Below are 12,290 nucleotides of genomic sequence, written 5' to 3'. Positions count from 1 at the left end.
AAACAGTCCCCCCGAACCTGCTGCTACTCAAGCGCAACTGCAGCGGGACTTCAACAGGAACGTCATCCGGCGGGCCAGAAATTCGTCTTCAGGTCGTCGTAAAAACCTCACGGCGCCGGCCGTGCCATTTTCGGCTTATCGCGATAAACGGCTCTTCGATGAAGCGCCAGGATATCCACGCCATCGGCGTGGTCAACAGCACGCCGATGACGATGCTCAATAGGATCGACAGCAAGGGCCAGCCATCGATGGCACTGATGCGGACCGCGACACTCAAGCCGACCATGTGGAAGAGATAGAAGCTGTACGATATCCGTCCGTAGAAGCCGATCACCGGCTGATCCAGCCAACGAAGGCCACGCTCCCCCAGGCCGCCAAACGCGATCAGCGCAACCAGCAATCCGGATGAACAGGCTTCGAGCAGGATGATCGGCGCGGTTTGCTTTTGCAGACCGCAATAGAGGAACACGACACCGGCCACGACAGCCGCCGCCATCTGCTGACCGCCGATACCTTCCACGAGGCGGTGTCCCGAGAAGTGCAGCGCCACGCCAAGCACAAAAGCGTACAAAGGCGCGAGGTTCGTGTAGCCGCCAAGCAGGTGCACATATGGACCGATGAACGACAGCCCGAACAACACCGCGATCGCCGCGATCAGGACGCGCAAGCCAAACCGCCGGCCGCCCAGGAAAGCCAGAATGATGACCGGTGTTGCGAAGCACTCCACCGTCATCGACCACATCGGCCCATTGATGTCGTGCCGGATCATCAGGGCGTTCAACATCACGTTGAAGGGCGCAAAATCGGGCTCGAAGCCCAGATGGAACCCGAATGCCTCGTGCAGCGCGGCCAGCAGCAATACGACCGCAATCGCGGCTGGAAACAGCCGGAGAATCCTGTGGCGCACGAACACCGCGATGTCGTCGTTCCGGGCCAGCGAGCGCGACAGCACGAAGCCGCTCAGCACGAAGAAGAGCACCACCGGCGCCATGCCTGTGACATAGGTGTCGGTGAAGCGTCCGAACGCGTGGTAGCCGACGACAGAGACCGCAGCCAGGCCGCGCAGCGACTCAAGTCTAGGCAGGAATTCGAGTTTTTGAACCACGGTCGTCCTGACATCCGAAGTCTGGATTTCGGACGGCTTCTTGATCCTGCAGCATCCGCATTTCGCACTTAGGCACAACACGGCACGTCATGGCAATCTATTGAAATAAGTCCGTTCAAAGGCCGACCTTGATCGCTCGGGAAACCGAGCCGCGGGACGATCTGACGGCAGAATCCGCCATCCCGGCATGAACCTCCCTGGTCCTCACCTCCGACCAATGTTCGAAGAAAACCGCCTCGCCCGTCGCGATGGCGTCACGTCTTGAAGGACCGGGTTCGGCCCCATGGAGCAACGCAAATCCACTGCTGACGGCCAGTCCGGCGCCCCGCCGGCTGCGACCACGCCCCCTGCCTGGATGCAGCGCACGGCACTATATTCGCCGGACCGACGCGCCAAAATGCTGGAGCACATGGCGCGCGCCAGATCGGTGCCGCAGCGCCAAGCCGCGAAGACAACGGAGCCGCCGCGCATGAGCGGCTGGGAAATTCTTCGCGACGCCTATGGCTACGCCGTCCTGTCAGCCATCATCGCGTTCTTTTTGCAATCGCGCGTGCCGTTTTACCTCGGGGCGTTCATCTTCCTGACCGACGGCGAGCGCATCGAAAGCGCGCTTGCAACGATCGGGATCCGGTTCGAGCCGGGAGCGATCGGGCTGGAGATCGTCAAGGGCTTCGTCTCCCTGTTCGGATGGTTCGCGCTGCTCGTGTCGTTGCGGGACTTCGTCCCCGGCTGGCTCGCGGCATGGATGGCCTCCGGCCGAACCGTCCTGGTCTCTCATGGCCGGCATTGCCCTTGCATTCGTCATCGTCGAAGCGCTCGCGACACGCGCGATGCGGCGCGCATTGCCATGGCTCGGATTTGAGATCAGGTGGGACAGCCTGACCTGGAAGGTCATCAAGCTCGCCCTGGCCATTGGTGCGCTGGCTTTGCTTGCGCTGCACGGCCCTGCCTGAACGCCGCCGTTCGGTCGGGCGAAGAAACCCCGCGTCAGGTCTCCGTAAGCCGGTCGAGCTAGTTTCAAAGCGCCCGATTCACAGACCCAGCAGGTGGCGTTGCCACGCGGTGAGACATGAGCTCCCTGGAGCAGGCGAAGCTGCGACAGATCGCGATCGTGTCGCGCGCGCTGGCACGACAGGACGGCATCGACTATCGGCAAACCTCGAGGGACGAGCGGCACCAGTACCGGCGCGAGGCGATCATCACGCTGCTCGGCAACTGGACCCTCGATGACATCCGCCTCGCCGACGGCATCATCGCCAAGTGCAGGAACGGCTGACCGGAACGGCTGAAGCGGCCGCGGCCGCAATGACGTGGTTGCGAATGCGCGCGGACAACAACCGGGACGTTTTGCCGCTTAACCCGTCACATTACCGACCCGCTCGTTTACCGGAAATTTACCCCTGCTCCTGAGTGCCGGTATCATTTGCTTAGAATTTGATCGCTACCGTGGAATTACGGAAACAATCAGAAACACGATCTGGCACCCATGTCCGTCGCAGAGTTCCTCAGGCAGCGTGCAGTGGAAGTGAACGTGAGCGGCAGCTATTCGCTGCATCGCTGGTACGATTGCGATGGCAAGCTGCGAAACTTCGCCTGCCGCACCAAGCGCGTCTCGCCCTTTCGCATGATCGTGGACGTGCCGGTCGTCGGCAAGATCGGCGAGCGGGTAACCTCCTACTTCCAGGATTTCGGCGAATTCCAGTGCACCATCAGCGCGACGCTGAAATCGGGCTTCCTGATGGAGCTCGACATGACACGGGCCCGCCGTGCCTGGATGTCGGAAAAGCTGACCTGGCTCGAAAAGAAGCAGAAGGACGACAGCATCCAGGAACTGCGCCGTGACGCGCGCTTCGTTCCGCAGGCCTCGCACACATTCCTGACGGTTGCCGACGGCAGCACCCATCCCTGCTTCATCATCGACGTCTCCACGGCCGGCGTCGCGATCTCCTGCGAATACGACCCGCCGATCGGGACCCCGCTTGCGGTTGGCGCCTGCGTTGGACGCGTCATCCGCAAGTTCGACAATGGCTTTGCGGTGAAGTTCACCGACAAGCAGCAGCGTGACGATCTCGTCCGCCTGGTCGTGCGCCAGGCCGTGCCACAGCCGGCCTGAAGCCGGCCAAACCAATCCGTATGGCTGCCCTATCGCGGCCCCAATGCGGGATCAGTTTTTGAGGGTCCGTGCCGCGTGCCGGGCTTCATTTGCGGACTTTCTATTTGCAGACTTGCGATCGGGGGACCGAATGGCAGTCGACAAGATCACGGTTGATAAGATCACCTGGGACAGAGTTGGCCGGGTCACCGAGCCCGGGCGTTACATGTACACGTTCGGCTGGCTCACGATTACGGCCGGCGATCTCGATATCTGGAAGCAGTATCCGCAAGCTGCGTTCACGCTGCTCGCCCACCATTCCGAACCCGACGAGGCCGTCGGCGAGGAATTCCACCTTGGGGCCTTCGACATCTCGCCCGACGCTCCACCGCCCTTCACCACCCATTGAGGGCGGCAAGCGCAGGTCGCGGCCATCTTTTGGGAGCCCGCGATTCGAACCGGAGCAAGCAGTGCTCGGTGTGAGACGCCGTTGCAGCGGCGCGCAGGCCTTGTCGGGAGCGCATGGCATGCGCGTTGCTTAATCAGCGCCATGATCCATATCCCTCCGGCCGACCAGGCCTTCCTGCTGCTGCTCATCGTCTCCTGCCTTGGCACGTGCCTCATACGCGCCATCTGGGAGCTCGAGCAGGTGCGAGCCCGCCGGATGACATCTCTGCCCCGCGGACGCACAACCAAGCGCAATTAGACGGTTCAGCTGGCCGCGCGTTGTCCGAGCGAGGCTCATCCCGGCTCTGGACTCGCCGCCTGCGCGCGTGCATCGTAAATCGAAGAAACCTGCACATTGCCTTGATCTGACTTATCAATCGCGATTCCCTGACAGGCGCGCAGCCGTTACAATCGACGACAAGGTGGTTCTGTCATGCGATTGATTGCGCTCGTATTCTGCACTTTGCGGCCCTGATGAACGCCAGCTGTCGCGCTTGTTAAGCAACGGGACAGCAAGCGCATGACAGATGGTCGCATCGGGAACACGTAGATAAGCGGACCAAGGGAACCTATTTTCGGCGCCGATGTATCTGATTGAAGCGTTACCCACCGTCATCGGAACGGCCGCCATCGCCCCGGCGCTGCTGATGCTGTGGCTTGTCATTGCCGCCGAGGAACGCCCCGGGCCGCCGGCCCAGGTCTGGACAGCGTTCCTGCTTGGCGCAGCCAGCATCTCGCTGCTGGGTCTCGCCCGGGCCCCCTTTGCCAAGATGGTCGCGGCGCCCGACAATCCCTGGGCGGCGCTCGCCATGCATTCGATCTTCGGCGTCGCGCTGCCCGAGGAGGCGGTGAAGGTGATCGCCATCGTGCTGATCTCCTCGACCAAGCGGCGGACCTTCGCCAACCCCATGGACACCGTGGTCTATGGCGCCGCCGTCGGCCTCGGCTTCGCGGCTTACGAGAACCTCGCCTATCTGGTGCAGCATGCCGAGATGTGGAGGTCGCTGGCGGCCTTGCGCAGCGTTCTCACCGTGCCGTTCCACGGCGCGCTCGGCATCATCGCAGGCGCCTATCTGACGATCGCACGCGCCGGCACGGCGCTGGGCGCAAACCGCCATCATCGCGACTGGGCCCGTCTCTCCAGCCGGCTGCTGATTTTCGCAGGCCCGCTCGCACTGCACTCGGCGTTCGACTTCCCACTGCTCACGCTCCAGCGCATGCCGGATCTCGATCCGACAATCCGGATGTGGCTGGGCGGCGCAAGCCTGCTGATCGGCTTCAGCTCGATCGCCTTCGCCATGCGCCTGGTGCGGCGTGTGGCGCGCCACCACGCGCCCCGCACCGATATCGCGCGGGAGCGGCTCAGCCAGCTGCGCCGGATGTGGGCGCTGTGGCTTGCCGGCGGCGGCGTCGGCTTCCTCGGCCTCGCCTTCGTGCTGACCTCGATCCACCACTGGCTCATCAACCCCGAGCGCAACCTGACGCTGGCCCTGATCCCGATCGGCTTCGTCTCGATCCTGCTCGGCCTTGCGCTGCTGGTCGTCACGACCGCGATCTACGTTCTCGGCCGCAACCGCATCCGCACCGGCGGCGAGGGGTTTTCGTCAGCGCACGGCGGCGGTTGATCCGCGGGATGGCAAGCGTGGAGTGTGCGTACTAGATTGAGCGCACATGTTTCGATCCGGAGCCTGCCGATGACATCGCCCGAGGAATTTTCACGGCTGCAATCCGCGATGAGCCAGGCGGTGAAGGCGCATTGGAAGGCCTTTCTGTTCGAAGGCATTTTGCTTGCCATTTTGGGCATCGCCGCGCTGGTCCTGCCGCCGCTCGCCAGCCTTGCCATCACGATCTTTCTCGGCTGGATGTTCCTGGTCAGCGGCATCGGCGGATTGATCGTGACCTATTGGGCGCGCGCCACGCCGGGCTTCTGGTGGTCGCTGATCTCGGCGGCGCTGGCCGTGCTCGCCGGCATGCTGCTGTTGGCCCGCCCGATGCAAGCCGTGCTGACGCTGACCATCGTGCTCGGCGCCTACTTCCTCGCCGAGGGCGTCACCACCATCATGTATGCCCTGGAGCACCGCCGCGAGCTGAGCGGCCGCTGGTCGTGGCTCCTGATCTCGGGCCTTGTCGACATCGCAATCTCGTTCATGGTGATCACGGGACTGCCGAGTTCGGCGGAATGGGCCATCGGCGTGCTGGTCGGCATCAACCTGTTGTTCGGCGGCGCCACCCTGATCGGCATGGCGTTGGCGGCACGCAAAAGCAACAGTTGAGGCGCCTCGAAGCCGCTCGCGCCGATTGGGGGTGACAACCCGCCAACGGCGCGCTATATGACCGGCCATGATCACCGTCGCCACCAGCTTCTATTGGTACTTTAGCTACGACAGCTCGCTGGCGGCAGGAGGATCGCGCTCAATCTGAAATATTGAAGCAAACGTCCGAACAGCCGCCAGACCTGGCGGCTTTTTTATTGGCCGGCAGGTTCTCAACATGACAGGAGCCCGCCGTGCTGAGCACGACCGACGATCTTCGTATCCGCGAATTGAAAGAGCTGAGCACGCCTGAGGACGTGATGCGGGAGGTTCCGCGCACCCTCACGGCCACCCGTGTGGTGATGGCGTCGCGCAACGCAATCCATGCCATCCTCAACGGCCAGGACGACCGGCTTCTGGTCGTCGTCGGGCCCTGCTCGGTGCATGATCCCAAAGCCGCGCTCGAATATGCCGAGCGCCTCGCCTCCTTGCGCGAAGGGCTCTCCGACCAGCTCGAGATCGTGATGCGGGTCTATTTCGAGAAGCCGCGCACCACGGTCGGCTGGAAGGGCCTGATCAACGACCCGGATCTGGACGGCAGCTTCGACATCAACAAGGGCCTGCGGCTCGCACGCAACGTGCTCTCGGCCATCAACAATCTGGGCCTGCCCGCCGGCGCAGAATTTCTGGACATGACGACGCCGCAATACATCGCCGACCTCGTGTCCTGGGCTGCGATCGGCGCGCGCACGACCGAGAGCCAGATCCATCGCGAGCTGGCCTCGGGGCTGTCCTGCCCGGTCGGGTTCAAGAACGGTACCGACGGCAATGTGCGCATCGCTGCCGACGCGGTGAAGTCGGCCTCGCATCCGCATCATTTCATGGCGGTGACGAAGCTCGGCCGTTCGGCGATCGCCTCGACAGCGGGCAACGAGGATTGCCACATCATCCTGCGCGGCGGAGCCAAGCCGAACTACGATGCCGCAAGCGTCGCGTCGGCCTGCAACGATCTGGCGAAATCCGGCGTCGCGCCGCTGGTGATGGTGGATGCGAGCCACGCCAACTCGAGCAAGAAGCCGGAAAACCAGCCGCTGGTTACGGCCGATATCGCCGGCCAGATCTCGGGCGGCGAGAACCGCATCATGGGCGTGATGATCGAGAGCAATCTCGTCGCCGGCCGCCAGGACGTGGTGCCGGGCAAGCCGCTGACTTACGGCCAAAGCATCACCGACGGGTGCATCGATTGGGCAACGACGGCAACCGCCCTTGGGCAGCTCGCCGATGCCGTCGAAATCCGGCGCAACGCCGCGCGCGCTGGACTGCACGAGCGCTCCGCTTAAGCGGGGCAACAGGTGGGCGGGGCGATGCGGTTCGCGTCCTGCCCACCGCGCAGCAGTTGCGGCCTAGCAGCCGCGGCAGATGCTCTTGATCTTCTTGTCGAGCTGAGCGTCTTCCTTGTTCACGGGATTGTTCGGATCGCTCAAATTCTTCTCGTTCGGCACGTCGCCGGCGCGCGGCTGGCGATGGCCAATGGGTGCCTGCGGCAACGTTCCCGACGTGGCGCCGCCTGACGTCGATGATCCCTTGGTCCCGGTCTGCGCAATCGCCGCGCCGCCGAGCAAGACCACGAGCGATGCTGCCACTATGATCTTCTTCATATCCGTTCCTCCATTCCTCAAATCGGCGTTTTCTGGCCGCTCACGTCTCGGGCGGATAGAGATGAACATCGCCGCAATAGTCGACGATACGATAGCGCGTTTCCGGGGCTGCATCACGTGCATCGGCTGCGGTATTTTGCTCCGCCAACACATAATTCGGCCCGACCGGCGACTTGCCGGCACCGCCTGGTATGTCGATGACGTAGTCAGGCTGACACAGCCCTGACACCCGCCCCCGCAATTGCCGCATCAACTCCTGCCCCTGCGCCAGCGTCGTGCGCAGATGCGCCGTACCCGGCGCGAGATCGCCGTGATGCAGGTAATAGGGCTTGATACGGCATTCGACGAACGCTCGCATCAAATCCGACAGGGCGGTGATGTTGTCATTGACGCCACGCAACAACACGGACTGGCTCACCATGGGAATCCCGGCATCGACCAGCCGCGCGCAGGCGGCGCGGGCCGGTCCCGCCAGCTCGCGCGCATGGTTGGCATGCAGTGCCACCCATGTGGTCGCGCCCTCGACCTTCAGCGCCGCGACCATGTCGTCGCTGATCCGTGCGGGGTCGGCCACGGGCACGCGGGTATGAAGGCGGATGATCCTGACGTGATCGATGCCGGCGAGATCGGCCATGATCTCGCTCAGCCGGCGCGGCGACAGCATCAGGGGATCGCCGCCGGTCAGGATCACCTCCCATATCTCGCTATGCGCGCGGATGTAATCGATCGCGGCGCGATAGGCGCTGTCCGAGAGCGAGTTCTCCCTGCCTGGTCCGACCATCTCGCGGCGGAAGCAGAAGCGGCAATAGACCGCGCAGACGTGAACGAGCTTGAACAACACGCGATCGGGATAACGATGCACGATGCCTGATACCGGCGAATGCGGGTGGTCGCCGATCGGATCGGCGCTCTCGCCCGGTTGCATCTCGAGCTCGGCGGCGGTCGGAACGAACTGCCGCGCGATCGGGTCATCGGGATCCGATTTGTCGATCAGCTCGACCAGCGCCGGCGTGATCGCCACCGCATAGCGCGCGGCGACGCGTTCGAGCGCCGGCAGCGCCGTCGCAGGCGCGAGGTCGGCGGCCACGAGTTCGGCTGGCTCGCGCAATGTCCGTGCAAGATTGGTCTTCGTCATTTTTCACTTAACGTTTCATTTGCAGGCGGTGTCCACACCACCTGATCAATTCGTGTTGCGCCGCTCGCCAGCATCACCAGCCGGTCGAAGCCGAGTGCGACACCGCTCGCCTCCGGCATTTGGGCGACCGCGGCCAAAAAGTCTTCGTCCAGCGGATAGGCCTCGCCGTAACGGCGTTGCTTCTCCGCCATGGACTCCGTGAAGCGCTTGCGTTGTTCCTCGGCGTCGGTGAGTTCGCCAAAGCCGTTGGCGAGCTCGACGCCGCAGGCATAGACCTCGAACCGTTCCGCGGTTCTGGGATCGTCCGCCTTGACCCGCGCCAATGCCGCCTCTGGAGATGGGTATTCGAACAGAATGGTCAAACGCCCCTGCCCCAGATGCGGCTCGACATGCTCGACCAGGACCTTGCTGAAGATGTCCGACCAGGTGTCGTCCTCGGCAACGCGGACCTTGCCGGCCGCCGCCTGGGCGAGCGCGGCACGGTTACCCTCGTTGCCCGAGATTGTCGACAGCAGGTCGATGCCGGCGAAGCGCTCGAAGGCGCCCGCGACGGTCAGCAGCTCCGGCTCGGCGAAGGGGTCGGCGGTCCGGCCCCGGAACGCGAAGGTCCCGATTCCGGTCGCCTGCGCGGCGCGGGCGATAACCACCACGGTGTCGGCCATGATGGCATCATAGGGGGCGCCCGCGCGGTACCATTCCAGCATGGTGAATTCGGGCAGATGCAGGTCGCCGCGCTCGCGGTCGCGGAACACCCGGGCGAACTCGAAAATCCGCTCTTCGCCGGCCGCCAGCAGCTTCTTGCAGGCGAATTCTGGCGAGGTTCGCAGGTAACGGCTGGCCCGGCTGCCATCGGGCCGGATGAGCTCGGTTCGGGGGGCGTGCAGATGGGTCTCATTGCCCGGGGAGACCTGGAGGACCGAGGTTTCGACCTCGACAAAGCCCTGCTCGGCGAAAAAGCCCCGCAGAGCCCCGGTAATGGCCCCCCTCGCCTGAAGGAACGGCCGCCGGTCGAGGTGCCGCCCGGGTGTCCAGAACGGCGAAATCGGCTTGTCCCCAGCCATCAACCGACCGCCCCCTGAGCCAGCAAAATGCTGGCATTCAACGACAAAATGCGTATGTTGCGGCCCGAAACGGGCGCCGAGGTCTGATTTGAGGCCCCAAGTCCCCCATCGATTTGACCACGTCCTGGCCTGAGCCGGGCCAAGCAAGCAGGAAATATAGCTTTGAGAGTCATCGCCAGTTCTATTCGCAAAGGCAACGTGATCGAGCAAGACGGCAAGCTCTATGTCGTCGTGACCGCCGAGAACATCCATCCCGGCAAGGGCACTCCGGTCAGCCAGATCGAAATGCGCCGAATCTCGGACGGGGTAAAGATCTCCGAGCGCTACAAAACCACCGATCAGGTCGAAAAGGCCACGATCGAAGAGCGTAACTTCACCTACCTCTATGAAGATGGTGACGGCTACCACTTCATGAACCCGGAAACCTATGATCAGGTCCAGGTGTCCAAGGACGTGATCGGCGACGCGGCCGCCTATCTCCAGGAGAGCATGACGGTCAAGCTGTCGACGCACGACGTCAACGTGGTGTCGATCGCGTTGCCGCAGCGCGTGACGCTGGAAGTGGTCGAGACCGAGCCCGTGACCAAGGGCCAGACCGCCTCGTCCTCCTACAAGCCGGCTGTGCTCTCCAACGGCCTGCGCACCACCGTGCCGCCGCACATCGCCGTCGGCACCCGCATCGTGGTGATGACCGAAGACGGCTCGTACTCCGAGCGCGCCAAGGACTAGGCAAGGGATCGAGGATCGGAACAGGTGCCGCCGGGGGGCGAGACATTGGGTAGGAAGGCTTTCCGCTTCGTCTCGCTTTTTCTGGCGTCGCTTTCGCTCCCCTTCGCAACGCCGCTTGCTGCGGACGAATTCCGCAGCCCCTCACTCACAGCCCTGCGCGTCGATTGGCGCGCAGCGCTCGACCAGTTCCGCACAGAGATCAATAACCGCCCGCAGGTCGCCGGCGATTTCATCTTCGTGCCGCGCCGTTCGGTGCCGCGCTTCGATCCGCGCGCAATGCCGGCGCTGGTGCAGCTCAACGCGGTCTCCTCGCAATTCTTCACCGGCATTGCCCGCAGCCCCGTTCCCGTGCTGCTGCCGTTCGATGCCGCCGCCTATCTCGAGGCGCAACGCAGCGGCGCACAGGCTCCGCTGGCGCTGCCGCGCTACCAGGCCGATTTCAGTCCCGCTGACATGTTCGACGCCGGACCTGCCGGCTACAGCGCAAGTTTCTCGTTAGAGCCCGGCGCCGGCGACGGCATGCCGTCGCGCACCTTCGCAAAGCCGGTCGAGATTCAGATCACCGGATCGGCGCTCGTCTACGACATCGCCGATCCCGCCGGCGGCAAGGGCGAGCCGGTGAAGCCGCTGGCGGCAATCTACCCGGACCTGCGCAAATTCATCCGCGAAGGCTATGTGCGCTACGCCTTCACGCGCTTCGGCGCCGCCTATGTGGTGTCGATCCAGTGCCTGGACAGCGTCGCGAAGCCGCGGCGGCTCGCCTGCAGGGAGGCCTACCCCGTTGCCGAGCGCTTCCTGAAGGCGCTGCACGTCGCCGGCGGCCAGCGCACGCGGCCGCTGATGGACGTCGCCTCTGATCTGATCGATCGCTCGACCGCACGTTCGACGGATTTCAGCTACCGGCCGAGCGGCGACATCATACCGAACACCGGCTATCGCAAGCAGGGCGGCCATCCCGACCCGATGGCCTATGCGCAGATCCGCTTTCCGCTCGACAAGGCGCCCGCCTTCGTGCATTCGCAGTCCTACGCCAAGCGCGACAATGAGCGTCCGACCGCCTATCCCTGGCGCGACAATTTCTGCGAGTCCCGCAGCTTCGAGGTCTGGCAATGCGGCGGCGGCTACGGCCATCAGGGCGAGGACATCCGCGCCGCCGACTGCCCACAGCCCGGTGACGGCCGCGAACCCTGTGATCCCAAGCAGCGCGGCGTCGTTGCCGTGCGCGACGCCGTGGTGATCCGTGCATCAAAGGACCAGGCCGCGACGCTCGAGGTCAACAGCCGCACCGAGCACATCCGCTTCCGCTATATGCACATGAACCCGCAGGCGTTGAACGCCGACGGCGTGCTCAATGGCCGCATCGTCATCGAAGGCGAGAAGATCGGCGTGATCTCGAATTACCTTGATCATCCCGCGGGCACGTCGATGCACCTGCATTTCGACGTCCAGGTGTTCACCCGCGACGGTTGGATCTGGGTCAGCCCCTACGTCACGCTGGTGTCGGCGTATGAACGCCTGATCCGCACCCGAGGCCGCGAGGCCGGCCCTGAGATCGCAAGCAGCCCGCAGCCGGTCGCGCATGCGCTGCCCGAGGATGTGGTCAAACCCGATCAGCGCGAGGGATCGAGCAGCGAAGAGAACTGAGGCCGCTCACGCCGCCAATGGCGTTCGCCCAAGTGTGTTGATGACACGCCAATGACAGTGCACCTGGGTTGGCCGGACCGAAATCCGGACTCGCCCCGCATGACCTGACCATCTCTGGCCCCAGACTTGCTTGGCTCCCCGCTGCTAAACAGAATAAAGGGGAAGTT

The 12,290-nt window shown here is 63.9% G+C and carries 13 protein-coding genes; 9 read left to right on the top strand and 4 right to left on the bottom strand.

Annotated elements, in window-relative coordinates; genetic code table 11:
* Positions 1–88: 88 nt before the first annotated feature.
* The gene (locus tag V1280_RS05305) at positions 89–1,105 is read right to left on the bottom strand and encodes an acyltransferase family protein (protein ID WP_334519990.1); all 1,017 of its coding nucleotides are present in this window, start codon (positions 1,103–1,105) and stop codon (positions 89–91) included.
* Positions 1,106–1,502: 397 nt separating this feature from the next.
* Here V1280_RS05305 and V1280_RS05300 point away from each other — a divergent pair, with 397 nt between their 5' ends.
* From V1280_RS05300 to V1280_RS05270, 7 genes are all read left to right on the top strand, one after another.
* Positions 1,503–1,967: a hypothetical protein gene (locus V1280_RS05300; RefSeq protein WP_334519987.1), complete on the top strand. Its 465-nt coding sequence runs from the start codon at positions 1,503–1,505 to the stop codon at positions 1,965–1,967.
* 207 nt (positions 1,968–2,174) lie between these two features.
* Entirely contained in the window at positions 2,175–2,381 is a 207-nt protein-coding gene (locus V1280_RS05295) for a hypothetical protein (protein ID WP_148778603.1), read from the top strand.
* Between the two features lie 210 nt (positions 2,382–2,591).
* The gene (locus tag V1280_RS05290) at positions 2,592–3,218 is read left to right on the top strand and encodes a PilZ domain-containing protein (RefSeq protein WP_334519982.1); all 627 of its coding nucleotides are present in this window, start codon (positions 2,592–2,594) and stop codon (positions 3,216–3,218) included.
* 130 nt (positions 3,219–3,348) lie between these two features.
* Positions 3,349–3,606: a hypothetical protein gene (locus V1280_RS05285; RefSeq protein ID WP_334519979.1), complete on the top strand. Its 258-nt coding sequence runs from the start codon at positions 3,349–3,351 to the stop codon at positions 3,604–3,606.
* Positions 3,607–4,228: 622 nt separating this feature from the next.
* The gene (locus V1280_RS05280; RefSeq protein WP_334519977.1) at positions 4,229–5,269 is read left to right on the top strand and encodes a PrsW family glutamic-type intramembrane protease; all 1,041 of its coding nucleotides are present in this window, start codon (positions 4,229–4,231) and stop codon (positions 5,267–5,269) included.
* Positions 5,270–5,338: 69 nt separating this feature from the next.
* Entirely contained in the window at positions 5,339–5,917 is a 579-nt protein-coding gene (locus V1280_RS05275; protein ID WP_334519974.1) for an HdeD family acid-resistance protein, read from the top strand.
* Positions 5,918–6,150: 233 nt separating this feature from the next.
* Positions 6,151–7,236, top strand: a complete 1,086-nt coding sequence (locus V1280_RS05270; RefSeq protein WP_334519971.1) for a 3-deoxy-7-phosphoheptulonate synthase — start codon at positions 6,151–6,153, stop codon at positions 7,234–7,236.
* A gap of 63 nt (positions 7,237–7,299) precedes the next feature.
* Here V1280_RS05270 and V1280_RS05265 read toward each other — a convergent pair whose 3' ends face one another.
* Genes V1280_RS05265 through epmA form a run of 3 tightly spaced genes read right to left on the bottom strand, consistent with a single transcriptional unit; the run spans position 7,300 to position 9,750 of the window.
* Positions 7,300–7,554: a hypothetical protein gene (locus tag V1280_RS05265; RefSeq protein ID WP_334519968.1), complete on the bottom strand. Its 255-nt coding sequence runs from the start codon at positions 7,552–7,554 to the stop codon at positions 7,300–7,302.
* A 40-nt stretch (positions 7,555–7,594) separates the two neighbouring features.
* Positions 7,595–8,689: a lysine-2,3-aminomutase-like protein gene (locus V1280_RS05260; protein WP_334519965.1), complete on the bottom strand. Its 1,095-nt coding sequence runs from the start codon at positions 8,687–8,689 to the stop codon at positions 7,595–7,597.
* Entirely contained in the window at positions 8,686–9,750 is a 1,065-nt protein-coding gene (gene epmA / locus V1280_RS05255; RefSeq protein WP_148778595.1) for an EF-P lysine aminoacylase EpmA, read from the bottom strand. Before epmA ends, V1280_RS05260 begins: the two co-directional genes overlap by 4 nt.
* Before the next feature lie 162 nt (positions 9,751–9,912).
* Between epmA and efp the strand changes: the two genes are divergently transcribed.
* The gene (gene efp, locus V1280_RS05250; protein WP_148753881.1) at positions 9,913–10,479 is read left to right on the top strand and encodes an elongation factor P; all 567 of its coding nucleotides are present in this window, start codon (positions 9,913–9,915) and stop codon (positions 10,477–10,479) included.
* A 24-nt stretch (positions 10,480–10,503) separates the two neighbouring features.
* On the top strand, positions 10,504–12,123 hold the full coding sequence (locus tag V1280_RS05245; RefSeq protein WP_334519956.1) for a M23 family peptidase: 1,620 nt from the start codon (positions 10,504–10,506) through the stop codon (positions 12,121–12,123).
* Positions 12,124–12,290: the final 167 nt, after the last annotated feature.

The organism is Bradyrhizobium sp. AZCC 2230 (assembly GCF_036924495.1).
Taxonomy (GTDB): Bacteria; Pseudomonadota; Alphaproteobacteria; order Rhizobiales; family Xanthobacteraceae; genus Bradyrhizobium; species Bradyrhizobium rifense.
Note: the sequence above shows the minus strand (reverse complement) of the source record. Positions and strands in the feature narration are given on the sequence as shown.

Bases quoted from the DNA above. Each gene is read 5' to 3' on its own strand.
- V1280_RS05300 (WP_334519987.1), top strand. From the start codon at position 1,503: ATGCTGGAGCACATGGCGCGCGCCAGATCGGTGCCGCAGCGCCAAGCC.
- V1280_RS05295 (WP_148778603.1), top strand. From the start codon at position 2,175: ATGAGCTCCCTGGAGCAGGCGAAGCTGCGACAGATCGCGATCGTGTCG.
- V1280_RS05290 (WP_334519982.1), top strand. From the start codon at position 2,592: ATGTCCGTCGCAGAGTTCCTCAGGCAGCGTGCAGTGGAAGTGAACGTG.
- V1280_RS05285 (WP_334519979.1), top strand. From the start codon at position 3,349: ATGGCAGTCGACAAGATCACGGTTGATAAGATCACCTGGGACAGAGTT.
- V1280_RS05280 (WP_334519977.1), top strand. From the start codon at position 4,229: ATGTATCTGATTGAAGCGTTACCCACCGTCATCGGAACGGCCGCCATC.
- V1280_RS05275 (WP_334519974.1), top strand. From the start codon at position 5,339: ATGACATCGCCCGAGGAATTTTCACGGCTGCAATCCGCGATGAGCCAG.
- V1280_RS05265 (WP_334519968.1), bottom strand. From the start codon at position 7,554: ATGAAGAAGATCATAGTGGCAGCATCGCTCGTGGTCTTGCTCGGCGGC.
- V1280_RS05260 (WP_334519965.1), bottom strand. From the start codon at position 8,689: ATGACGAAGACCAATCTTGCACGGACATTGCGCGAGCCAGCCGAACTC.
- epmA (WP_148778595.1), bottom strand. From the start codon at position 9,750: ATGGCTGGGGACAAGCCGATTTCGCCGTTCTGGACACCCGGGCGGCAC.